The organism is Lacticaseibacillus boliensis (assembly GCF_054784775.1).
Map to the genome: position 1 here is coordinate 18,560 of NZ_BAAIHN010000008.1, position 23,190 is coordinate 41,749.

A 23,190-nucleotide genomic window follows, 5' to 3' on the forward strand; every position below is an offset into this window, starting at 1 on the left:
AATGTTGCGACGCAAGACCTTGTTGTTAGGCGTGTTGGTGGCAGTTGGTATCGGGCTTTCTGGCGAGGCGGTGGTTTCCGGTGATAAGCGCAGTATCGCGAGTTTTGAGTTGTTGCCCAGTCAAAAAGCACCAGCAACAAGCCAGTCGTCTGCCCCGCCTAAGCCGCCAACGCAAACACATTTTCCTCAGGTGAGTGAGCGGCAGCAGTCGTACTTGGCTGGGCTAGGATTGGCGATGTTAGTTGGCGTGGGAATGGTGACTCGACAAGGAGGGCGACATGCGCGCGCTTAGATGGGTTCTGTGTCTGATCGTCATTGTAGTGATAGCGGGGTTGGGGCACACGGCGGTGGTTCACGCCGCGACGCCCAGTGTCATCCCGCCAGTAGATAACGACATCGTGCCAGGATTCAACGCGCCGTCTGCTACCGCAGGCGTCAATTCGTTTTTCAAAACGCAACCGACATGGACTAAGCCGGACGGCACTGCGCCGACACCAGGCTGGACGATCGTGCACGCCGGCGATAGTGTGCAGTTGCGGGCAGTGTTCAACAAAGGCTTTTGGGATTGGACCACTACCGCGACGCTGGGTATCAGTGCGCAAAAGGGCAACGGAGCAGTGCAAACACTGTATGGGGATTGGACGAGCAATCTGAATGGTGTCAATATCGCCAATCAGTATGGATTGACATACCAGACGGACTATAAGGATCTGTTACATCTAATCGTTGATAACGACGATATCCGTTACGGCGTGGTTGCGCCAGATGTCACCACGCCAACATGGTTCACGTTCCAGTTGCGGGTGACGTTGACATGGAGTGGCAACTACAGGGTGATTTACGCAAAGCTTGCCAGGCTACTGGTTTTACCGCGCGCGTATGCGCCGCAATTGACGGCTTCACCGCAAGTGCTTTTTCCGGGTCAAAGCGCAACGGTCGGGGTGCCGAATCTGGTCGCGTCGATTGTGCCTAATTATATGTTGAACTCGACGCAGTTTTTGCAGAGCAGCATTGTTGGCAACCAATTGCGTGTTACCAGCAACAATGCAGTGGGGACCACGACCATTCAAAGCATGATGCAGTTTGCTCCGATGTTTAACGGCGAAGCCCCAGTTGTCAGCCAGCCGCCGCCGTTGCAGGTATACTCCGGTGCGTTGGCGGATCAACAAGTGTATGAAGGCCAGCAAGCGACATTTCAGCTGCAATTACCGCCAGGTGTATCTGCGGAAAATGTGCGGTGGTATGTGGCCGGTAAGCTTCAAAGTCTCAGCAACACGGGAACGCTGACGTTGGCTGATGCTGAAACGAGTGCGGATGTCTATGCGATCGCTGATTATCGTAGCGGTGGCCAGGTGATCGCCACCAACGTCCAAAGCAACACCGCCAAGCTGACGGTGTTACCACCGCGAACAGACTATCAGTTAACTTTTGACCGCCCGTTCTTGTTTGCGGCGGTCGGCGCTACTTCGTCGCTCGGGCGCACAGATCAACTGCAGGCCAACGTTGTGAACTTACCAGCTCAGACCACGGTGAGTTGGCGGGTGACGTTACCAGATAGCGACCAAGCCACCGATATCGCCAGCGTCACTTCCGGTGGGGTGGTGTCGGCGACGACCGTCACCGGTAACGTCGATGTGGTCGCAGAGTTTACGATCAACGGCGTTTTGCAACGCGCGGCAAAGCAGTTAACGATCATCCAGTTGGCTGGCGTGCAAGTGCAAGCCGGTAGCGGTGTGAGCTTAAGTGCGCCAATAGTTGCAAACCTGTGGCCACCGGGGACACAAGTCAGCTATTCGTGGTATGTTGCCGGTAGCGGGACCGCGATTCCGGGCACCCCGACGGCGGTCAGCCCGGCGGCGACATACAGCCTCGCCAGTGTTTCTAGTGCTCAAAACAACAGTGCCTATCAGCTGGTGATGCGTGCAACCATCAACGGGCAGACGCAGACAGTGGTGTCTAATGTTGCTGAGATCGAGGTGACGCCACCGCTGGGGTTGGCGTTGCAAGTGGTACCGAATTTCAACTTTGCTGGCGCCAATTACCAGTCGCCGACGGTCGGGCAGATGATCACAGGTGCCGGTGTGTTGACGAATGCTACAGGGGTCAGACAGCTGATCGTCAGCAATGGCGATGCTGGGAGTCCCTGGCAGTTGGCCGTCAGCATGAGCGACTTCGTGTCGATCCGCAGTCTGAAACCTTTGAGCACGACGCCTGATTATGCGGCGTTGCGTCTGCAACTCAGTGGTGCGTCGTCGATTGCCGTGCCGCCGGTACAAGCTGGCGGTGACAGCGTGATCGTGAGTGCAGACAACACCACAAGCGTTGCGGTTTGGAATGTTGTGGGGACATTGGATCTGAAGCCGGTCACTGCACCTGAAGTTGGCGGCTACGGCGCACAGCTCCACTGGACGCTGACTTCAGGACCGGCAGCAACAGCTCCTTAAAAAAGTGCAAAAAAAACAGGCCTACAGTTCCGCCATAGGTCTGTCTTTGTGGTGACGTGCGGCAACCTTCTGAACGCTTGCGCGCCGATCGCGTACCGCCACCGTGGTTTGGCACCGCGAGTAGTATCGCATAGCAAAACGCTGGCGTCAACAAAAACCGTCTCAGCTGTAAAAGATGAGACGGTTTTTGGTGGCTAGGCTATCCGACCTGCTAAAAGCACGCCGCTTCGCTCTGGTTTCGTCGAGCTACGCAAAGCACCGCTGGACTGTCTAAGCCATGTCGCCAGCACGATGCGTTGCATCGCACTGTCAACCTGTCTTAGACTTCCAGCTAAAACCGCTTTGCTTCGCTCTGGTTTAGTTGTTCAAGCCTTCTTCGTACAGCTTCAGCTTGCCCTTGACGATGCTTTCGACTAAGTCTGGATACTGGATGCCGTCAGCTTCTGCTTCTTGTGGCATGAGTGACAGTGGGGTCATGCCAGGCAGGTTGTTGGCTTCGATCACCCAGACGCCATCGTCGTTGGCGAAGAAGTCGACGCGTCCGTAATTTTGCATGCCCAAGACGTTCATGGTCTGCACCGCGACACGCTTCATCTCGTCATGAACGGCCTCGTCGAGGTCTTCTGGTGGGGTGACGAAAGTGGTGTGGCCTTCGATGAATTTATGTTCGAAGTCGTACCAACCGTCGTGGACCTTGATCTCAATCGCCGGCAAAGCGTGGCCGTTGACGACGCCCAAGGAGAATTCGCGTCCTTGGACGAAGGCTTCAACGATGGCGGAGTTATCGAAGCGGAACACGTCTTCGAGGCCACTTTGCAGTTCTGCATCGTCGTGTACGATATGGGTGCCGACTGAAGAGCCGCCGCTGGTTGGCTTCAGCACAACTGGGTAAGAAAACGGCAAGGTGTGGCCGGTGGTGCCTTGATCGCGAGTGATCTCAAGGAACGCAGCGGTTTTGATGTTGTGATACAACATGATCTCTTTGCTGTAGACCTTGTTCATCGTGATGCCGCTTGCGGTCGAGCCGCTACCGGTATATTTGATGTTGTTCAGATCGAGAACGGCTTGGACCTTGCCGTTTTCACCGTCGCCACCATGTAGGCCAAGGAAGACGATGTCGGCTTCCTTGCAGATTGCCAAGACATTGGGGCCAAACAGTTGCGTACTGCCATCGGTGCGGAGCTTGTTGATGTCTTCATCGGTCAACACCGCATCTGAGATCAGTAAGTTGTCACTGGTGTTGGCGTCGTTGAAGGCGCTGATCGGAGCCTGGCCCTTAAGGTCATAGCCCAAAAATAGATCGATAAAGGTTGCTTCGTGGCCCTTATCACGCAATGCGTTGGTAAGCCGGTAGCCACTTGAGATAGAGACGTTTCGCTCGGTACTACGGCCGCCAGCCAAAACGACAATCTTCATAGGTATAAACCCTCCGTGTTTTTTTAGAACCTTAAGTGTACCACAAAAACGTGACGGGTTAAAATTTAAGGAACCGCTTTCAACCATTCTTAACCTTTTCCTCTCAGCAAACGCTCATGCGTCTGCCGTGCATCTCATCGATGCTTCCAGTATGCTTAAATTAATGGTTACGATTCGTTATGAGGAGGATGCAACTAATGAAAATCATCGCCTATGGTGTGCGTGTCGACGAGGTGGCTTATTTCCAACAGTGGCAAGAAGAAACCGGCAACGAGCTGACGATGCGCCCGGAATTGTTGACGGAAGCGACGGTGCATTATGCCCAAGGCTATGACGGGATCAACTGTTTGCAGACGACACCTTATGAAGCCGGCGTCTTCAAGGCGATGGCGGCATACGGGATCCGGTTTTTGACGATCCGCAACGTCGGGACCGACAACATTGATCTGGTAGCCGCCCGGCAAGCCGGCGTGCGGATCGCTAACACACCGGCATATTCGCCCAACGCCATCGCCGAATTTGCGGTGACCTTGACGCTCACGTTGTTGCGGCGTTTAGGGGAGGTCGAAGCACACCTGCATGCTGACGATTACGCCAAGGCGACCACCTTCATCGGCCGGGAGCTGGCCCAGCAAACCGTCGGGGTGATCGGCGCCGGCCGCATTGGCCAGGCGGCGATCCGACTTTTTGCGGGATTCGGGGCGCGGGTGTTGGTTTACGATCCACATCCGGTGCAAAACCCGAACTTAACCTGCACCTACGTCGATTGGGAAACGCTACTGGCGCAAAGCGACGTGATCGATTTGCATATCCCTGGCACGCCGGAAAATACGCACATTATCGATGAAGTCGCGCTCGCGAAAATGAAGCCGGATGCCGTGCTCATCAACACCGCCAGAGGAAACCTGATCGACACGCAGGCGCTGCTTGTCGCGTTGCAACAACGGCGCATCGCGGGGGCGGGGATTGATACTTTTGAAAACGAGTCGCAGGCGCTGGTGACCTTGAACGAAAGCGGCCATTTCCATGATCCGTTATGGGATGCCTTGTTGGCGCTGGACAACGTGGTGCTCACGCCACACGTGGCTTATTACACCCAAACCGCGGTGCACAACATGGTCTTTTACTCGTTGGCGGCGTTGACGGACTTGCTGACAACAGGCAATACCGAGCATGAGGTGTAAAAACACGAACGTTATAACTAAATAAATAGAAAACGAACGCATTTTTCCTTGAACTTCTCTGCCGGATGAGGTACGCTTTACCCATCAATAACGAACGAGGGAGCAATCATGGAGAATTTCTTTCAACTACGTGCGAATAATACCAAGACATCTACCGAAATTATGGCTGGATTAACGACATTCTTTGCGATGTCGTACATCCTTTTCGTTAATCCGCAGATCCTGTCACTCACCGGCATGCCGTCACAAGGCGTTTTCTTGGCGACAATCATCGCCAGTGCCGTCGGGACGCTGGTGATGGGGCTGTTCGCCAACGTGCCATACGCGTTGGCACCGGGGATGGGACTCAACGCCTTCTTCACTTACACCGTGGTTTTTGCCCTCGGGTATAAGTGGCAACAGGCGCTGGCGCTGGTCTTCATCTGTGGGGTGATCAACATCTTGATCACCGTGACGAAAGTTCGGAAAATGATCATCATGGCGATTCCTGAAGTTATGCAACATGCCATTGGTGGTGGGATCGGGATCTTCGTTGGTTACATCGGGTTGAAAAACGCCGGCTTCTTACAATTCACATCCGATTCTTCCAACATCTTGAGCATCAACAACACCGCGTATAACGCCGCGACGACCCACTTCAAAGGCGGCGTTACCGGCGTGGTTTCTGGCGGCGGCATCGTGCCGGCGCTGGTCAACTTCACCCAATCCGGGGCGCTGTTGGCACTGATTGGGCTGTTCTTGATGACGATCTTAGTCGTGAAGAAGGTGCCAGGGGCGGTGCTGATCGGGATTGTTGCGACGACCTTGATCGGGATCCCGATGGGCGTCACCGACGTCTCGATGTCTAACGCCAACAGCTTTGGCAGTTCCTTCCACCAACTCGGAACCACGTTCGGGGCCGCCTTTTCTAGCCAAGGCATGAGCTCACTGTTCAACACGCCGGGGCACATCGTGATGTCGATCATGACGATCTTCGCCTTTTCCTTCTCAGACACGTTCGATACGCTGGGCACGTTCATTGGTACTGGGCGCCGGACAGGCATTTTCTCCGATGCCGACGAAAAGGCGATGGAAAACGGCCATGGCTTCTCGTCCAAGATGGACAAGGCGCTGTTCGCCGATTCCATCGCGACATCGATCGGGTCGATCTTCGGGACGTCTAACACCACGACGTACGTGGAATCTGCAGCCGGGATCGGTGCCGGTGGTCGGACAGGCTTGACCTCTGTGACCGTTGCGATCTGCTTCTTGATCTCTGCGGTGTTTGCACCGATCATCTCCATTGTGCCAACGCAAGCCGTGGCGCCTGCCTTGATCCTCGTCGGGGTGATGATGGTTTCCAGCCTCAAAGAAATCGACTGGACGAATCTGGAAGAAGCCGTGCCGGCCTTCATGGCATCGGTCGTCATGGGGTTGATCTACAACATCTCTTACGGCATCGCCGCCGGCTTCATCTTCTATTGCCTGATCAAGCTGATCATGGGCAAGGCCAAAGAGATCCATCCGATCCTGGCCATCGTTTCGATCGGCTTTATTATCAACTTCATCGTGCTGGCGGTACTTTAAGCACAGCGTCAAAAAAATCCTCTCGGTCGTTATGATCGAGAGGATTTTTTTGTCATTGAAACATCGTTCTGAACTGGCCGGGCGTGAGGTTTTCTTGATGTTTGAAGACCTGGATCAAATAATTTTCGGTGCTGAAGCCAACGTTGGTGGCGACGGCGGCCAGCGGCAGGGTCGGCTGGCTGATGAGTAGCTCCTTGGCCTTTTTGATGCGGTAGGTGTTGAGGTATTGCTTAGGTGTCTGGTGATAAGTGCTCTGGAAGCATTGCAAGACATATTGGATGCTGTAGTTGGTGGCCGTGGCGAAGGCCTGGTTGTTGAGGTTATCAGCGTAGTGATTCTGGATCAGGCTCAAGACGGCCTCTGCGATGCGGTGGGTGTTGGTGTTGGTCGGCGAATCGGCCTGCAGGTATGGCCGCAGCGCCAGCAAGAATTCGTAAACGGCAGGCGATGCGTTGAGGTCGATGTTGTCTGCTTGTTTGCTGATCGTTTGGTAACTGATGCGGGTGAATTGCAGGACCTCGCGACTGGGCTGGGTGATGTGGGCGAATTCGTGGAGCCCGATCGCGCTGGTCAGTTCGTTGACCAGCGCGCCGCCAAAGGTGAAGTAGCTGGTATTCCATTTTGGTGTGACCGGCGCATAGGCGTGGGGGATGTTGGCCGCGATCAAAAAGCCTTCGCCTGGTTGCAAGGTGAAGCAGGTGCTACCGATCGTGACGGCGCCTTGGCCGTCGTTAGATTGTAACCAGTGGTAATAAGGGTAGCCGTTGGGCCGGTCGACGCGGTATTGGTCCCAGTCATAGCCAATGCTATCGACAAACAGCGGTAAGGAAAAATCTGGTGAGTTGAATAATAAGCGCATAGTGAACCCTCATTTCAACGCTACGAATAATTAAGATGGTCACTTTAAATAAACGTAACTCATTAATCGGGATCGATCGCCGCATTCGCTAATTGTTGGTAATACGCTATAATTAAGGTGACCGGTTCTCGTTTCAATTATTATAGGATGTCATGATGTTACTTGCGAGACATTTAGCAGACTGGCGTTACTCATAACCGAGCAGCTATGATATCGAAGACACACCAAAACCACGCAACGACTTCGTAGCGTGGCCTGAGTTTTATGGGTAACTCAAATAAGCTGTTTTGAGTTCAATTTTTTGCCTGGGTGAATTTTGCGGAAACACGCACTTAACAAAGCATCCTAGTTTGGTCAATTTTGACAGATTTGCTTTCAAAATTGATCGTGGCTGTCTGCAACTGTCAGTGTGCAAGTCTCTTTAGACATGCAAGGAGCCGGCTAACGCATGCCCTTTCCCAACTCCTGATGCCATAATCTCATGTGTTGTAAGCGGCGGCAAAGCGTGTGCTTGAATAATTTTTAGAAGGAATCGCTGACTTTGAGGTGTTAGAACTGGGCTAACGGCACCTTGAAAATCAGCTTCTTGACGTCGTGCTTGCCATCGGTGTCGAGGCAAGGCTTGTGGGCGTCTTCTGGGAATAAGACGACGATATCACCGGCGCGCAAGATCAGGTTCTGCGGCGTCGTTGTCGGGTCAGCGTAAAAGGCGATGTCGTGGGCGGCAAAGTCGTCTTCTTTTTGGGTCAGGCCGGCGGTGTTAGTAACTTGAACCAGCTCTTCACCTTCGACGATCAGCTGAATGTCGACTTCGTCACGGTGGTTTTCATACTTGCCTTCTGCTTCTGTACGGGTGGTATATTCCTGGATGGTGACTGGGATATCCGGGGCCACGCTACCGCGGCCAGGCTTTAGTGCCACGAGGTCGGTGGTTTGGAGGTAGCTGAGGACCTTGCCCAGACCAGTTGAGTGAATCAGGTTCAGATGAGGCGCGTTCAGATTAAAAACAAACATATAGAAACCTTCTTTCGAGAATGATGATAGCCAGTAAACCGGTTACCCTACCGTAGTGTACGCCAAGTGTTCGAAAAATGAAACGCTTACTTTCTATAATCCGAACATTAAAAATATTTTCATCAAAATTGAACGCATTTCGACTTGATTCTTTCTGAAAATACGCGTAGGCTTTTTCTTAACATTCAAATTGAAGGAGCCTATCATGGACCAGTTTTTCCAACTAGAAGCGAACCATACGACCCGTCGGCGTGAAATTGTCGCTGGGTTGACCACCTTTTTTGCAATGTCGTATATCCTGTTCGTTGCGCCGCAGACCCTTGCGCTGACAGGGATGCCATCACAAGCGGTGTTCTTGGCGACGATCATTGCCAGCGCGACCGGGACCTTGATCATGGGTCTGTTCGCCAACGTACCTTACGCCTTGGCGCCAGGGTTGGGGTTGAACGCGTTCTTTACATATACAGTGGTTGCGGCACTGGGATTTTCTTGGCAAGAAGCGCTCGCCTTGGTGTTCTTGTGCGGGGTGATCAACATCTTGATCACGGTGACCAAGATTCGTAAGCTCATCATCGTGGCGATCCCAGACGTCATGCAACACGCGATCGGCGGTGGGATCGGGGTTTTCGTCGCCTACATCGGATTGAAAAACGCCGGTTTCTTGCAATTTACGTCAGATGCCAGCAGCATCTTGAGTGTTAACGGTGGCAGCGCGGCGGCACACACCATCAAAGGCGGTGTGCAAAGTGTCGTTTCTGGTGGCGGTATCGTGCCGGCGCTGGTCAACTTCACTCAGCCAGGCGCGATCGTCGCGCTGCTGGGTTTGTTGTTGATGGCGGTGCTGGTGGTCAAAAAGGTTCCCGGTGCGGTTTTGATCGGGATCGTTGGTACCACGCTCATTGGGATTCCGTTCGGGGTGACGAATCTGCACATTTCGTCTGCCAATTCGATCGGTAATGCCATCAGCCAACTTGGCACCACGTTTGGCGCTGCCTTTTCCAGCAAGGGCTTCGGTAGCCTGTTTATCGACGGGCATCACATCTTGCTATCGATCATGACGATCTTCGCCTTTTCGTTCTCGGATATCTTCGACACGCTGGGCACCTTCATCGGGACCGGCCGCCGCACTGGAATCTTCACCAAGCACGATATGCAGGCGATGGAAAAAGGGCACGGCTTTTCTTCGAAGATGGACAAGGCACTGTTTTCCGACGCGATTGCGACCGGCGTGGGGTCGATCTTCGGGACCAGTAACATCACCGTGTTCGTCGAATCAGCTGCCGGCATCGGTGCCGGCGGACGCACAGGGTTGACCGCAGTGACGGTTGCGGTTTGCTTTGCCATCAGTTCACTGCTGTCGCCGATTATCGCGATCGTGCCAACGCAGGCGGTGGCGCCGGCCTTGATCATGGTCGGGGTGATGATGATGTCCAGTTTCAAGGAAATCGACTGGAGCAATCTGGAAGAAGCCATCCCGGCGTTCATGGCATCGATCGTCATGGGCTTGATCTACAACATTTCTTACGGGATCGCCGCTGGTTTCATCTTCTATTGCCTGATCAAGCTGATCACCGGCAAGGCCAAAGAAGTCCATCCCGTTTTGTGGGTCGTGACGTTCGGCTTCGTCCTCGATTTCGTCTTTATGGCACTCATGTGATTGACGTTTGCTGTCCGGCAGCGTAAGCATTTGGGGTGTGGTAGGCCAGTAAGCTGTCGGGTGTAGGCAAAAGCGACTCCAGCAGGTTTCAATCTGTCGTGGAGAGGGTGCTCGGCGGAGCTAACTTCGTCTGCGACGAAGTGGATCTCCACCTGTGCATTGCTGTAAGCGACAAGTCGCTAACAGCAATCTCACCACGTCAGATTGACCTGCTTCCGTCACTTTCACCCACACCCTGGATTCTGCGTATCAGGATAGTTTGATGTCATGGACAAACGGGTCAACTCGTTGGTCACCACTAATTCATTTCTACTCTCTTGGAAATTGCCACTTTTGGTGACGAGCGACGCTAACGTCAGGGTTTGGGGTGTGGAGGCCCGAGATGGCTCAGGCGCGGCATTGTTGTTAGCGGCTTGCCGCTTACAACAAAGGCGTCGAGGAAGATCCACTCGTAGCGTAGCGGAGAGTTAGCTCCCGAGCGCCGCGCACCGTTCCAGCCATATCTGTCTGGAGTGCACCTCGTCCGGACCTATACCACTATCCCCAACACATCCTCAAGAGGACTTACGCTGCCGGACAACGACAGCACAAAAACACCCCAAGTTAGACGCGAACGTCTGGCTTGGGGTGTTTTTTTAGAAATGATATTGAGGGTTGTCTGCAACTGCTGATTTGGCCAACGTTAAGAACTGGCGGCCGAGTTGGGGCGAAGCAGTCGGTTCAAAATGGTGGGCAAGTAGCCAAGTACCTAATGGTGTGGCGACTTGCGGCAGGGAGGCGGTGAGGGTGGCGAGGCCCAATTCGAAGAAGCCGAAGCCGACGATGCGGGGGATGATTTCATCATATAACGCCACGGAATCGTCGCCTAGCGTGCTTTCAACCTGGAGTTGCGCCTGGGTGAGCTGTGGATCAATCGCGAGCAACGCGACGCTGGCCACCAGCGCCTGAGTTTGGCGGTCGGTGACGCCGTAGATCAAGGCCTGGTTGGCCATCACCAGCCGCATTGCGTGGTTGACGTAGCGCGCGGTTTGCGTGAACGCTGCATCGGTTGTACGATCAGATAGTGTTGCTTGGGTGGCATCGGCTCGTAAGGCATGTAGCTCTTTGAGCTTGCTGGCCGTCAGCCAATCGAAAGTGTAATGAGCCGAGAGCAAGGGATGATATTTTTCAAAAGCGACCACATTTGCACCTCGCTCAATACGGATCTGGTAAGGGATCGTTGAAGTTGTTGGCATAATATTCTTCATCGATCACCTTGTACTTGCCGTTGGCCGAGTGCACGATGATCTCCCCGTATTTGGCACGCACTGGTGGTGCATCTGGAAGCCGCAGGGACAAGCCCTCATCCGTCCGTCGAACGTTGCTGGCATCGGCACCGAAGAAGGATTGGAGGGAGTGTTCATCGAGAGTCTTGCGAACGGGGAGAAAATGGGACATTTTCGCAGTAGAAAAGGCAGAAAAAGCGCCTTCAGGGAAGTCGTTCAAGAGCTGTTCTGACATGGGATAGCCACCTTTCAATACAGTTGTTATTACATCCTCATGCTATCACAAGCAGATGGTCGCTGTCATCGGCAAGTGGAACACGTGTACAGTATATGTGAAACAATGTACAGAATATCAATTACGGCGGTTCCAAGAGAACGGTTTCATGTTATAGTAGACACATATTCAAATCCTAAGTTTGAATAGGAAGGTGGCAAAGTGAGTAGTCTTTTTGATTCCCAACGTTTCCAGCCCCTCGCCAACCGCTTGCGTCCGCAGACGCTTGACGAGATGGTAGGTCAACCACACTTGCTGGGAGAAAACCGCGTGCTACGGCAGCTGATCGAAGCTGACAAGGTGCCTTCAATGATTTTTTGGGGGCCACCAGGTGTTGGTAAGACCACGCTGGCGCGGATTATCGCCAAGCAGACGCAAGCCGAGTTCGTCACGTTCTCGGCGGTGACCAGTGGAATCAATGAAATCAAAAAGGTGATGCAAGAAGCAACCCGCAATCGTGAGTTAGGCCAGCGGACGATCGTCTTTGTCGACGAAATTCACCGCTTCAACAAGGCGCAACAAGATGCGTTCTTGCCTTACGTCGAACGTGGGAGCATCACGTTGATCGGCGCGACGACAGAAAACCCCAGCTTCGAGGTGAATGCCGCGCTTTTATCACGTACTCGGGTGTTTGTACTGAAGCCTTTGACAACAGATGATGTGGTCGTGTTACTACAACGTGCGATCACCGACCCGCGCGGCTACGGGTCCTCACAAGTGGCAATCAAGCCAGCGCTGTTAACGCAGATCGCTGATTTTGCCAATGGGGATGCGCGGGTGGCGTTGAACACGTTGGAGATGGCGGTTACTAACGCCCAGGAACAAAGCGACGGCAAGATCGTTGTCGAGGGAGATGCAGTCCACCAGCTGTTATCCAAAAAGCAGCTACTTTATGACAAGAATGGTGAAGAACACTACAATCTGATTTCTGCGTTGCATAAATCGATGCGCAATTCCGATGTCGATGCGGCGTTGTATTGGTTGAGTCGGATGCTCGACGGTGGTGAAGATCCACTGTATGTCGCGCGGCGGCTGGTCAGATTCGCCTCAGAAGACGTCGGAATGGCGGATTCTAGGGCGTTAGAGATCACCACCAGCGTTTTTCAGGCGTGCCAGTTCATTGGGATGCCGGAATGTTCCGTGCATCTCGCCCATGCCGTGATCTACCTCAGCCTCGCCCCGAAGTCTAACGCCGTCTACACGGCGTATGAAGCGGCCAAACACGATGCGGAAACGACGCGTGCGGATCCGGTGCCATTGGTGATCCGCAACGGCGTCACCGATTTAATGAAAGACCTCGGCTACGGGCATGATTATCAATACGCCCACGACAGCGCAGATAAACTCACCGACATGCAAACCATGCCAGACAATCTTGTCGATCATCACTATTACCACCCGACCGACTCGGGCTCAGAAGCGCGAGTCAAAGCCAGATTGGCCCAAATCGCCGCCTGGCACCAGCGTCATCAATCTAAAAAGTAAACGCGCCCGCAGTCGGTGCGTTAAAAAGCGTGAGCGACACTTGGTCGACGATCGCAGTTGAGGAGTGAGAGAAATGGTCAAAATTTTAGCAGTCAACGCAGGTAGTTCTACTTTGAAGTGGAAGTTGTTCGAAATGCCTTCTGAAAAAGAGTTAGGGGAAGGTCTAGTCGATCGTCTTGGACAACCGAAGTCTAACATCAAGGTCAAATATGGCGATCATCAGGTTTATCGTGATGACAAGCCGGTGGCCAACTTCGGGGAAGCGGTCGCGTCTGTGATGGACAACCTCAAGTCGCTCGGGCTGGTCGATGAATTGCACGAAATCGTCGGCGTTGGGCACCGGGTGGTTGCCGGTGGTGAAGAGTTCAAAGAATCCACCGTGGTGACCCCAGAGGTCTTGTTGAAGATTCAAAACCTCCGTGACTACGCGCCTTTGCATAACCCAGTCGAAGCGAAATACATCGAAGTATTCACCAAGATGATGCCTTGGGCGACCGAAGTGGCTGTGTTTGATACCTCTTTCCACCAAACCATGAGTCCAGAAAACTACCTATACAGTATTCCTTACAAATACTACAAGGAATTTGGGGCCCGCAAGTATGGTGCCCACGGGACCAGTGTGCGCTACGTTTCCGCGCGGACTGCTGAGTTCTTAGGCAAAGATCCCAAAGACTTGAAGATCGTGGTCATGCACTTGGGTTCTGGCTCCAGTATCACCGCGGTGCAAGGCGGCAAGTCTGTCGACACGTCCATGGGCTTCACGCCATTGGCTGGTGTGACGATGAGTACCCGCTCCGGGGATATTGATGTGTCGTTGGTCGCTTATCTGATGAAGAAGCTCGACATCACCGATGTCGACGAGATCCTGCATATTTTGAACCATGAATCCGGGGTCCTTGGCATCTCCGAGCTGTCACAAGACCAGCGTGACCTTAAGGAAGTCGAATTCACGAACCCGCAAGCCAAGCTGGCGTTGGACATCTACGCCAACCGCGCGGCCAAATATGTTGCTAGCTACGCTTCTGTGATGGATGGCATCGACGTGCTGGTCTTCACCGGTGGTGTCGGTGAAAACTCCGATGAAATGCGTGGCCAAATCATCGATCGCCTGCACTTCTTGGGTGCTGGCATCGATCCAAAGGTCAACGTCGCCTCGCACGGCGTCGAAGTCGATCTGTCCAGCGCAGATGCCAAGATCAAGACCCTCTTGATCCCAACCAACGAAGAGCTGATGATCGTCCGCGATGTCTTTGAACGCCTAGACTAATCGCTTTACCAAAACCCCAGATCAACCACACATCACGTGTCGCTGGTCTGGGGTTTTTGGTTGGAAGTATCGTGGTCTGGCCGTCCTCCAGGAGGAAGTAGGCCAGCTCTGCTGCTGCGGAAATGACAGTATGCTGTGCGGCCGTCTGCAGCCTGCTTCGCAGTCTTCCGACTAATTTTGAAGCTACTTCGTATCTCCAAAATTGCCGACGCCATCACCGGTAAGCCAGCAAAGCTGTCTCACAGGCGTTGGCGTTGTCACTGCATACTGCCATTTCCGCCTTCGCGCCGCTGGCCCACCTCCTCCTTCCGGTTAACTGCACATAGATGACCAATGTGCTAACCATACTGCAAATTCTCGAAGCTAACTGCTCATTGGCACGTAAACCATTCTTTAACAGAACTCTGATCAACTAAGAATTTGATTTACCAGCGCTCTGAACTATCCTGATACGTCGAATCTAGGGTGTGGGTGAAAGCACCACCACTACGACAGATTGAAGCCTGCTGGAGTCGCTTTTGGCCACACCCGGCAATTTGTTGTCGTCCAGAACAAACAAAAACTGGCACGTTCTTGCAAGAACGTGCCAGTTTTGTTGTAATGTGGAGAATTACCGTGAAATTAATCACGAATATCAGCTATGATAACCTGCCTGGGCGATTGTTGATCGAGCGGTGCAAGAATACCGCGACGACCATCAAAACGATTACGATGATTGCTTCGACAACCGCGTGGATCGCGAACAATGCAATTCCAGCCAGAACAGCAAACCCCAATATCAACCAGTCAAATAACGTTAATCGCATTTTTCTCAGCCCCTCTGTTGGACGACTAGGTTCAATTAAATTTGGACACATCTTCTTGTGAACATTGTAACACGTTTCACAGCCTGACAAACATTTTCTTGGTTTTTTTCTTGTATTCATGAGATAATGTCCGCGAAACAAACAAGATTTTAAGTATTTTTAAGCGATAGTAAGTGATTTCTGCATTAAACGTGTTATACTGAAGCTATCAAATCCAAAAAGGTAGGTATTCGTCATGGCGACAGATTATTCATCTCAAGCTTACTTTGACAAAATGACCGCGTATTGGCGGGCAGCCAATTACATTTCTGTAGGGCAGCTGTACCTCGCTGACAATCCGTTACTCAAACGGCCGCTGGAATCCGGCGACGTCAAGTTCTATCCAATTGGCCACTGGGGCACGATCTCGGGGCAAAACTTCATCTATACGCATCTCAATCGGGTCATCAACAAATACGATCTCAATATGTTTTATCTGGAAGGTCCCGGTCACGGTGGTCAGGTGATGCTGTCTAACGCTTACCTCGACGGTACCTATACCGAAAAGTATCCTTATATTTCCCAAGACGAGAAGGGCATGCAGATCTTGTTCAAGCGCTTCTCCTTCCCAGGCGGCGCGGCAAGCCATGCCAACGCGCAGATCCCAGGGTCCATCCATGAAGGCGGCGAGCTCGGTTACACTTTGAGCCATGCTACCGGCGCGGTTTTGGACAATCCTGACGTGATCGCAGCGGCGGTTACCGGCGATGGCGAAACCGAAACCGGGCCGCTGGCGGCTTCTTGGTTCTCCAACACCTTCATCAACCCGATCACAGACGGTGCCGTGTTGCCGATCGTGCACATGAACGGCTTCAAGATCTCCAACCCGACGATCTTGTCGCGCAAGTCTGATGAAGACTTGACGAAATACTTCGAAGGCATGGGTTGGACCCCAATTTTTGTCGAAGGCGACGACGTCAACAAGCTCAACCCGATCATGGCTGCGGCGATGGACAAAGCCATCGAAAGCATCAAGGCGATTCAAAAGCACGCCCGCGAAACCGGCGACACCACGATGCCGCACTGGCCAGTGCTGATCGTGCGCACACCAAAAGGCTGGACCGGCCCGAAGACTTGGAACGGCGAACCGATCGAAGGCTCCTTCCGTGCCCATCAGATCCCGATTCCAGTCAAGCGTGACGACATGACGCACAAGGAATCGTTGGAAGACTGGCTGCGTTCTTATAAGCCAGAAGAGTTGTTTGACGACAATGGCACCTTGATCCCTGAACTCAAGGCCTTGACGCCAAAAGGGGACAAGCGCATGGCGGCCAACCCAATCACCAACGTCGGCTACCATGCCAAGCCGTTGATCTTGCCTGACTTCAAAGACTATGCGCTGGATAACAGCAAGCACGGCCAAAACGTCAAGCAAGATATGATCATCTGGTCGGATTATCTGCGCGATCTCATTAAGCTCAATCCCGAAAACTTCCGGGTGTTCGGGCCTGACGAGACCATGTCCAACCGGCTTTATGGGTTGTTTGAAGCAACCAACCGCCAGTGGCTGGAACCGATCGATGGCAAGGGTTGCGATGAAAAAATGGCCCCGTCTGGCCGGATCATCGACTCGCAGCTGTCAGAACACCAGGCAGAAGGCTTTGCGGAAGGTTATACGTTAACCGGCCGCCACGGCTTGTTCACCAGCTACGAAGCCTTCTTGCGCGTCGTGGATTCGATGCTCACCCAGCACTTCAAGTGGATGCGCGAAGCGGCCAAGGAACAATGGCACAAGCCATATCCTTCCTTGAATGTGGTGTCGACATCGACTTCCTTCCAGCAAGACCACAACGGCTACACCCATCAAGATCCAGGTATTTTGACGCACTTGGCCGAGAAGAAAGGCGAGTTCATCCGCGAATACCTGCCGGCTGACGCCAACTCCTTGCTGGCGATCTCCCCGAAGGTCTTCCAAAGTCAAAACACGATCAACTTGCTGATCACATCCAAGCAGCCACGGCCGCAGTTCTACTCCATCGAAGAAGCGCAAGTGCTCGCCAACAACGGCTTGAAGCGCATCGATTGGGCGTCTAATGATGATGGCGTTGAACCAGACGTCGTGATCGCAGCGGCCGGCACGGAACCAAACATGGAAAGTCTCGCTGCAATCAACTTGTTGCACGATAACTTCCCAGACTTGAAGTTCCGCTTCATCAATGTAGTCGACCTCTTGAAGCTGAAGAGTCCAGACCGCGATCCGCGGGGCCTATCTGACGAAGAATTCGATCGCTACTTCACTACCGACAAGCCAGTATTCTTTGGCTTCCACGGCTTTGAAGACTTGATCCGCGACATTTTCTTCGATCGCCACAACCACAACTTGCATGTGCACGGCTACCGTGAAGAAGGCGCAATCACCACGCCGTTCGACATGCGGGTCGTCAACGAGCTCGACCGTTTCCACTTGGCTAAGGACATCATCGCCCATGTGCCAGGTTACGAACAAAAGGCGGCCGGCTTTATTCAGAAGATGGACGACACCTTGCAGTATCATCATGACTATATTCGCCAAACCGGCGAGGATATTCAGGAAGTCCTCGACTGGACTTGGAAAGCCATTAAGTAAACACGCGTTAAGGCGCCGCACGGCAACCTGTAGGTTGGTGTGCGGCGCCTTTTTGTGGTTGGAAAGTTTCGAATGATAAGTCGGGAAAAAACGGTGGTTGGCCGGTAAATCCCGAAAACGCTTCAACCATATCGAACTGGTCAACATCTAGATAATTTTTTTGCTTGAAATGAAAATATAAAGAATATTATACTTTAGATGATGACCGTCGCGAAGAGGGTAGGAGGTTTGAAACTTTGGGAAAAACATTGTTTGATAAGTTGTGGGAACAGCACGTTGTGGCCGGTGAGCCTGGGCAGCCGCAGTTGATTTTTGTTGACCTGCAATTGCTACATGAAGTCACCTCGCCACAAGCTTTCGAAGGATTGCGGCAAAACGGCCGGCGGGTGCGGCATCCGGAGCTGACGTTTGCCACCGTTGACCACAACGTGCCGACGGAAGATATTTTTAATATCAAAGACGTGATCTCGCGTAAACAGATCGAGACGCTGGAAGCCAATTGTAAGGAATTTGGGATCCGCTTGGCCGATATCGGGCAGCGCGAACAAGGCATCGTCCACGTGATCGGGCCTGAATTAGGGCTGTCGCAACCGGGGATGGTCGTGGTGTGCGGCGATTCGCACACAGCGACGCACGGGGCGTTTGGGTCGATCGGGTTTGGGATCGGGACCAGTGAAGTCGAGCATGTAATGGCGACCCAAACTATCTGGCAGACCAAGCCTAAGAGCATGGGCGTGCGCGTTCATGGGCAATTACCGCATGGCGTCTATGCTAAAGACATTATCTTAGGGCTGATCGGACGCGAAGGCGTGGCTTTTGGTAATGGCTATGCCGTCGAATATTACGGGGACACCATCGACGGTTTAAGCATGGAAGAGCGGATGAGCATCTGCAACATGTCGATCGAAGGCGGCGCCAAGTACGGGATGATCCGCCCCGACCAGACGACCTTCGATTATGTGCGCGGGCGGCAATATGCACCTAAAGACATGGACGCGGCGGTTGCCCGCTGGTCGCAACTGTACACCGATAGTGAAGCCGATTACGATAAAATCATCGATTTTGATGTCAACGACTTAGCGCCACAGGTTTCTTGGGGAACCAACCCGGGGATGACCGGCGCTGTCGATGCGCCGTTTCCGGCAGACACCGACGAAAACACCCATAAAGCCTATGCCTATATCGGCCTGCATCCAGGCCAAACCGCTGCTGAAATCCCCATTACTTACGCATTCTTCGGCTCGTGCACGAACGGCCGGCTGTCTGATCTGAAAGTGGCCGCCCATATTTTGAAAGGAAAACACGTCGATCCGCGCGTAACGGTGTGGGTGGTGCCTGGGTCGCGCCAAGTGAAAAACGCGGCCGAGGCATTGGGCTTAGACCAGATCTTCAAAGACGCCGGCTGTTCATGGCGGGAGCCCGGCTGCTCGGCGTGTTTGGCGATGAATCCCGATAAGATCCCGGCAGGTGCGCATTGTGCCTCGACGACCAACCGGAATTTCGAAGGCCGCCAAGGTGCCGGCGCGCGGACACACCTAGCAAGCCCTGCGATGGTGGCCTACGCGGCGCTGAACGGACATTTTGTCGATATTCGTAAGGAGGAACGCTGATGAGTGGTTTTCAAACAGTGACCAGCCCCGTTGTTGCGGTCATGCAAGACAGCATCGATACCGGCCAGTTGATCTCGCGCGAGGCGTTGAAAGATTCCGATCGGGAAAATTATGCTGACCAATTGTTTTATGGTGAACGGTACCTGGCTTCAGGCGCGCCCAACCCAGATTTTGTGCTGAATGACCCGGCACGCAAAGCCGCTCAGATCTTGGTGACAGGGGCCAATTTTGGTTGCGGGTCGGCTTGGGAACATGCGGCCTGGGCGTTGCGTGATTACGGCATCAAAGTCATCATTGCGTCGAGCTTCAACGAAACTTTCTATGCCAATGCCTTACACAACGGGCTGGTGCCGATCGTCTTGACCGGCGCGCAATGCGCTGAGTTGGCGGCGTTGGCGGCAGATCAACTGGTGACGGTAGATCTTGAGGCCCAAACGGTGACCAGTGGCGCAACGACGATGCCGTTTGCCATCGAATCGGTATGGCGAGGACAGTTGCTTGCAGGTGAAGACCGGATCGCGTTGACTCAGCGCTTCGAAGACGAAATCAAGCGGTTTGAGGCGCAACGGTAACCGGTAGTTGGGTGACGTTGTCTGGCGGCTTTTGGGCAGTGAAATCGGCGGCGCAATTCTTTGCATTGATGACCCGTGGCTTGATATGCTGGAAGAAGAATAGAAAGGGGAATGCGACATGATCGATATGACGACCTTACAAGACTTCCTAGCGCAGACGCCCAGTGGACCCTTCGTTTCCATTTACCTCCCTCGCGAACCACATCAAGATGTGGCGGCAGTCCACTTGCAACTGCGGCATCTGATCGCACACGCCAAAGACGTGATGACAGAAACTTTTCCCGAGCAAGCATGGGCACCTTACGACGACCAGTTGACACAGTTGTTCGATACGCCGCAACGGATCACCGGCAACACCACCCGCGGGCTCGGCGTAGTGTGTGACAGCACCCGCCTGCAGGCTTTTGCCTTGGACACGCCGGTGGTTAGCAGTGCGATGGTGACGACGTATCCGCAGATCTTACCATTGTTGGCCGACGCGCAAAAACAACACGACTTTGATGTCTTGGTCTTGCAACGTGACCGCATTGCGCTATATCGCAACGATCATGACACGCTGGCGCCGGTCGCGTTGCCAGAAGACGCCCCGCAGACGCTGGTGGGAACGCTGGGCGGCGAGTTGCGCGGCGGCAATTTGAACTCGGTTAGCCAAGGCCCTGGTACCGTGAGTTATCACGGCCACACCGACAAGTCGACGGAAGAGGCAAACGACACCAAGCGCTTTTTCCAGGCGGTCGACGAGTATATCGGCGATCACTACTCCAAGCCTAGTCAGCGGCCGCTGGTCTTGTGGGGACTGCCGCAGACGCTGGCGGTATTCCGTGAAGTCAGCCGGAATCCGTTGTTGACGACGATCGCCTTGGAAGTTAGCCCGGCAAACCCGAAGGCGACAGACCTGGCACGTGCGGCCAATACCTTGATCGGGGACTTCGATGCGCAGGCACGGCACGCCTTGTTGGCAGAGCTGGATGCCGCGCGGAGCGGCGGGCGGATCGTCGAGACTCTCGATGGTGTCGTTGATGCGATCAACACGCACGCCGTCGCCCACCTCTTGTTGCAAGAAGGTGCACGGGTCAATGGCCAACTTCAAGACAGCAGTTTGGATCAAAAGAGCCCACAGGCGCAACACAATAATCTGCTCAACGATCTGGCTGAGCTCGCCGTGATTCAAGGCGGCCGCGTTAGCCTGTTGCCACCGACGCAGCTCTCGGCGCCAGTGGTCGCGATCTTGCGCTATACGAAATAACACGAAAAGAGGTTAAGCCAATCACTGGCTTAACCTCTTTTGCTGGCCTCATAAGTTGAGTAAGGCTTTGGCGATCTCGTTGGCGTTGCGTAAACTGATGTCGTTGACCAGCGGCCGGGGGCTGGCGTTGGTCAGCCAATGCACACCTTCAGTCGGGACACCCCAGCAGTAAAGCTGGCCTTGCGGTTTGTGCGCGGCATCAAGTAGCTGGTGGGTCTGGCGGTCGACGAGCAAGGCGCCAGACTGGAAGCGCCGTTCGCCATCGAGCTGTAACTCGTATGGCGTCGCGTAACCGGCGTGTAGCAACTGTTGGATCAACGGATTTTTGGCGGTTGGGGCGTTGACGGCAGGGACGCGGGCTTCGATTAATGCGGTGCCGCGATAAGCGACGGTGGCATCAGTGCTGCTCGTGGCGATGAAGTGGCCGTGGGCGCCTTGCACCTGCATGCCTGGTGGCAGTAACGTAACGATGCCAGCTTGGATCAGCGCAAGGAGCTCAGCGTTACGCTGGCGCGGCGGACCGATCGATAAAAAGTTGTTGAGCCCATTGAACTTGCGCAAGAACCAATCGAGATACTCATCGTCGCTCAATAACTCCCGCTCGAGTAGCTGGCGGACTTGGTCGCGTAGGTCGCGCAAGACCTCCAGTGCTGACGTTAGCGGGCCGGTAAGCGTGCCGAGCTGGGCGTCAGCGATGTCGCGTTCGAGAAAAGCTTGGATCGTCTGCTGCCAATCAGTATCGCCAGGCGGGTCGATCAGGGCCTGCCAGTTAAGGCGGTCTGCTTCAGGCAGCTCCAAGGCCGCCAACGCCTTGTCCGGATCGGTGGTGAAGGCGAGTTGAAACCAGGTGGGATCTTGGTGTCGTGAGGCTAACAGGCGACTGTAGTAGGTGAATTCAACATCGTGGCGCATTGCCGTCATGAACGTCGAACCGGTGATTTTACCAGTCGCCTGCCATGTGTCGAGCTGGGCGGTAGTGGTGAAACGGGCGGTGGTTTGCTGGCCGGGAGCCTTTTGATTGCGGCCTTTGGCGTGATAAGGAAAGCCTCGGCGAGATCCGGCTACGAGATGTGGTTCGCGTCCGCTGGGGTGGTAGACTAAGCCGTTGTCAGAAATCGTGAAACGCCCGCCGCGGCCGGTCGTCAGCCGGTTGAGAAAGTCATGGGCGCTCAACCCCAGTCCGCGAATGATGACGACGTCTTTGGGGCTGAGGCTAGACAAGTCGCCTTCTGCTGGAAAATTTGGTGGTAGATAGAGGTAACGATGGCGCTTAGCGAAGGCGGCGAGGCGCTCTTGTTCGCGCGTCAAGGTGTTTTCACTGTTGCCCAAGGCCAACACGATCCCGTCGTAGCGCTGACTTTCAGAAGCGGTCGCAACGGTAAAATCATCGTCTCGGTGTTCGATGGCTGAGACGGTCGTTTGGCGATAAAAGACACGCACCTCTTCAGAAAGGGCATGAGTGAGTTGTTGATAATACCAGCGCTGATAGTAACCGTATAAGGCACGCGGCGCGTAGTCGTTGGGTTCGAGGCTGGCGGCAGTTTGCTGTAGGCTGGTGGGGGCGTGGTGTTGCTTGAGAAAAGCCGCGGCGTCTTGGCGGCTCCAGCTGGCGAGGTCGGGGCCTGGAGTAAAGGTGACGGCACCGACAACGGTTTGGTCATAAAATAACGTGATCTGGTTAGCGGCGGTGTTCATCAGCAGATGAGGGTCTTGGTCGGTGCGCCAAACCCGGCCACCGATGGGATAAGGGTCATAAATGGTGATGGTCATCTGTTCTCGGTTAGTGTGGGGTTGCCAGGCCAGTAAGCGGTTTAGTAGCAGTAATCCGCGAGGTCCGGCTCCAATCAGAGCGATCTTCATCAGCGACTCCTCCTTATTGTGGGAACATAACTTAATTATAGCTGGTTGGCTGTGAATACA

18 protein-coding genes are annotated in these 23,190 nt (G+C 53.9%); 11 read left to right on the forward strand and 7 right to left on the reverse strand.

Features of this window, described 5'->3' with window-relative positions:
• Nucleotide 1 precedes the first annotated feature (1 nt).
• Together ACYVRB_RS05095 and ACYVRB_RS05100 are read left to right on the forward strand one after the other, a co-directional pair.
• Nucleotides 2–292 carry a hypothetical protein gene (locus ACYVRB_RS05095; protein ID WP_461213968.1) on the forward strand — a complete coding sequence of 97 codons (291 nt, stop codon included), beginning with the start codon at nt 2–4 and terminating at the stop codon, nt 290–292.
• A complete protein-coding gene (locus ACYVRB_RS05100) occupies nt 279–2,444 on the forward strand; it encodes a hypothetical protein (RefSeq protein ID WP_461213969.1) in 2,166 nt (721 codons plus the stop codon). Before ACYVRB_RS05095 ends, ACYVRB_RS05100 begins: the two co-directional genes overlap by 14 nt.
• A gap of 357 nt (nt 2,445–2,801) precedes the next feature.
• On the opposite strand, the gene ACYVRB_RS05105 is transcribed toward ACYVRB_RS05100, so the two are convergent.
• Nucleotides 2,802–3,860 (reverse strand): D-alanine--D-alanine ligase family protein, encoded by a 1,059-nt coding sequence (locus ACYVRB_RS05105; RefSeq protein WP_461213970.1) that lies wholly within the window; start codon nt 3,858–3,860, stop codon nt 2,802–2,804.
• Between the two features lie 197 nt (nt 3,861–4,057).
• Here ACYVRB_RS05105 and ACYVRB_RS05110 point away from each other — a divergent pair, with 197 nt between their 5' ends.
• Both ACYVRB_RS05110 and ACYVRB_RS05115 read left to right on the forward strand, forming a co-directional pair.
• Nucleotides 4,058–5,044: a D-2-hydroxyacid dehydrogenase gene (locus tag ACYVRB_RS05110; protein WP_461213971.1), complete on the forward strand. Its 987-nt coding sequence runs from the start codon at nt 4,058–4,060 to the stop codon at nt 5,042–5,044.
• 108 nt (nt 5,045–5,152) lie between these two features.
• Complete coding sequence (locus ACYVRB_RS05115) at nt 5,153–6,610, forward strand: NCS2 family permease (RefSeq protein WP_461213972.1); 1,458 nt, start codon at nt 5,153–5,155, stop codon at nt 6,608–6,610.
• A gap of 52 nt (nt 6,611–6,662) precedes the next feature.
• Here the strand turns inward: ACYVRB_RS05115 and ACYVRB_RS05120 are convergent, their stop codons facing one another.
• Both ACYVRB_RS05120 and ACYVRB_RS05125 read right to left on the reverse strand, forming a co-directional pair.
• Entirely contained in the window at nt 6,663–7,469 is an 807-nt protein-coding gene (locus ACYVRB_RS05120; RefSeq protein ID WP_461213973.1) for an AraC family transcriptional regulator, read from the reverse strand.
• A gap of 549 nt (nt 7,470–8,018) precedes the next feature.
• Nucleotides 8,019–8,483: a NanQ anomerase/TabA/YiaL family protein gene (locus tag ACYVRB_RS05125; protein WP_461213974.1), complete on the reverse strand. Its 465-nt coding sequence runs from the start codon at nt 8,481–8,483 to the stop codon at nt 8,019–8,021.
• A gap of 205 nt (nt 8,484–8,688) precedes the next feature.
• Between ACYVRB_RS05125 and ACYVRB_RS05130 the strand changes: the two genes are divergently transcribed.
• Nucleotides 8,689–10,140, forward strand: a complete 1,452-nt coding sequence (locus ACYVRB_RS05130) for an NCS2 family permease (RefSeq protein WP_461213975.1) — start codon at nt 8,689–8,691, stop codon at nt 10,138–10,140.
• A 635-nt stretch (nt 10,141–10,775) separates the two neighbouring features.
• On the opposite strand, the gene ACYVRB_RS05135 is transcribed toward ACYVRB_RS05130, so the two are convergent.
• A complete protein-coding gene (locus tag ACYVRB_RS05135; RefSeq protein ID WP_461213976.1) occupies nt 10,776–11,375 on the reverse strand; it encodes a GNAT family N-acetyltransferase in 600 nt (199 codons plus the stop codon).
• The gene (locus tag ACYVRB_RS05140) at nt 11,335–11,640 is read right to left on the reverse strand and encodes a hypothetical protein (protein WP_461213977.1); all 306 of its coding nucleotides are present in this window, start codon (nt 11,638–11,640) and stop codon (nt 11,335–11,337) included. The genes ACYVRB_RS05135 and ACYVRB_RS05140 overlap by 41 nt, the downstream gene beginning before the upstream one ends.
• A gap of 201 nt (nt 11,641–11,841) precedes the next feature.
• Here ACYVRB_RS05140 and ACYVRB_RS05145 point away from each other — a divergent pair, with 201 nt between their 5' ends.
• Nucleotides 11,842–13,164 (forward strand): replication-associated recombination protein A, encoded by a 1,323-nt coding sequence (locus ACYVRB_RS05145; protein WP_461213979.1) that lies wholly within the window; start codon nt 11,842–11,844, stop codon nt 13,162–13,164.
• Nucleotides 13,165–13,237: 73 nt separating this feature from the next.
• Nucleotides 13,238–14,431 carry an acetate kinase gene (locus tag ACYVRB_RS05150; protein ID WP_461213981.1) on the forward strand — a complete coding sequence of 398 codons (1,194 nt, stop codon included), beginning with the start codon at nt 13,238–13,240 and terminating at the stop codon, nt 14,429–14,431.
• Between the two features lie 638 nt (nt 14,432–15,069).
• On the opposite strand, the gene ACYVRB_RS05155 is transcribed toward ACYVRB_RS05150, so the two are convergent.
• Nucleotides 15,070–15,237 carry a hypothetical protein gene (locus ACYVRB_RS05155; RefSeq protein WP_461213982.1) on the reverse strand — a complete coding sequence of 56 codons (168 nt, stop codon included), beginning with the start codon at nt 15,235–15,237 and terminating at the stop codon, nt 15,070–15,072.
• Nucleotides 15,238–15,472: 235 nt separating this feature from the next.
• On the opposite strand from ACYVRB_RS05155, the gene ACYVRB_RS05160 reads away from it, so the two are divergent.
• From ACYVRB_RS05160 to ACYVRB_RS05175, 4 genes are all read left to right on the forward strand, one after another.
• Nucleotides 15,473–17,842 carry a phosphoketolase family protein gene (locus ACYVRB_RS05160; protein ID WP_461213983.1) on the forward strand — a complete coding sequence of 790 codons (2,370 nt, stop codon included), beginning with the start codon at nt 15,473–15,475 and terminating at the stop codon, nt 17,840–17,842.
• Nucleotides 17,843–18,078: 236 nt separating this feature from the next.
• Nucleotides 18,079–19,452, forward strand: coding sequence for a 3-isopropylmalate dehydratase large subunit (leuC, locus tag ACYVRB_RS05165; RefSeq protein WP_461213984.1), 1,374 nt, complete (start codon nt 18,079–18,081; stop codon nt 19,450–19,452).
• Entirely contained in the window at nt 19,452–20,024 is a 573-nt protein-coding gene (gene leuD / locus ACYVRB_RS05170) for a 3-isopropylmalate dehydratase small subunit (RefSeq protein ID WP_461213986.1), read from the forward strand. The genes leuC and leuD overlap by 1 nt, the downstream gene beginning before the upstream one ends.
• A gap of 118 nt (nt 20,025–20,142) precedes the next feature.
• A complete protein-coding gene (locus ACYVRB_RS05175; protein WP_461213987.1) occupies nt 20,143–21,270 on the forward strand; it encodes a baeRF6 domain-containing protein in 1,128 nt (375 codons plus the stop codon).
• Between the two features lie 48 nt (nt 21,271–21,318).
• Here the strand turns inward: ACYVRB_RS05175 and ACYVRB_RS05180 are convergent, their stop codons facing one another.
• Nucleotides 21,319–23,130, reverse strand: coding sequence for an FAD/NAD(P)-binding protein (locus ACYVRB_RS05180; RefSeq protein WP_461213989.1), 1,812 nt, complete (start codon nt 23,128–23,130; stop codon nt 21,319–21,321).
• Nucleotides 23,131–23,190: the final 60 nt, after the last annotated feature.